The organism is Staphylococcus simiae, assembly GCF_002902085.1.
Taxonomy (GTDB): Bacteria; Bacillota; Bacilli; order Staphylococcales; family Staphylococcaceae; genus Staphylococcus; species Staphylococcus simiae.
This window is the reverse complement of the sequence record NZ_PPQR01000134.1, coordinates 78,996-79,654: the sequence shown is the minus strand read 5'-3', so window position 1 is coordinate 79,654 and position 659 is coordinate 78,996. Positions and strand designations below refer to the sequence as shown.

1 protein-coding gene is annotated in these 659 nt (G+C 28.7%); it reads left to right on the top strand.

Features of this window, described 5'->3' with window-relative positions:
* Positions 1-659, top strand: a 659-nt coding sequence (locus CD113_RS12135) for a transposase (RefSeq protein WP_142380917.1), incomplete at both ends; no start/stop codon positions are given.

The following is a 659-nucleotide window of genomic DNA, read 5'->3' as shown; positions in this document are numbered from 1 at the left end:
GATGCTGGTTATGGTAGTGAACAAAATTACATGGCTATTATAGATGATTTTAATAGAACACCATTGATTACATATGGAATGTTTATTAAAGATAAAACTAAAAAATTTAAAAGTGACATTTTTAATACTCAGAATTGGGAATATGATGAAATCAATGATGAATTTATTTGTCCAAATCAAAAACGATTAGGATTTAAACGATATGCTTACCGTAACGATAAATATGGTTTCAAAAGAGATTTTAAATTATATGAATGTGATGATTGTACAGATTGTCCACTCAAACATCAATGTATGAAATCAAAGTCAAAAACAAATAAAAAAATAATGAAAAATTATAATTGGGAGTATTTTAAATCTCAAGTAAATCAAAAGCTTTCTGAACCAGAAACGAAAAAAATCTATAGTCAAAGAAAAGTTGACGTAGAACCTGTTTTTGGATTCACGAAGGCTATTTTGGGGTTCACTCGAATGTCAGTTCGAGGAATCGATAAGGTTAAACGTGAACTTGGATTTGTATTAATGGCAGTTAACATAAGGAAACTAGCAGCTCAACGAGCTGTTTATTTCAAAATTAATAACGAAAAAGACAATTTCTATCAATTTTCAATAGAAATTGTCTTTTTTTACTTAAACCTAGAACTTAATGTCCCAGGCTC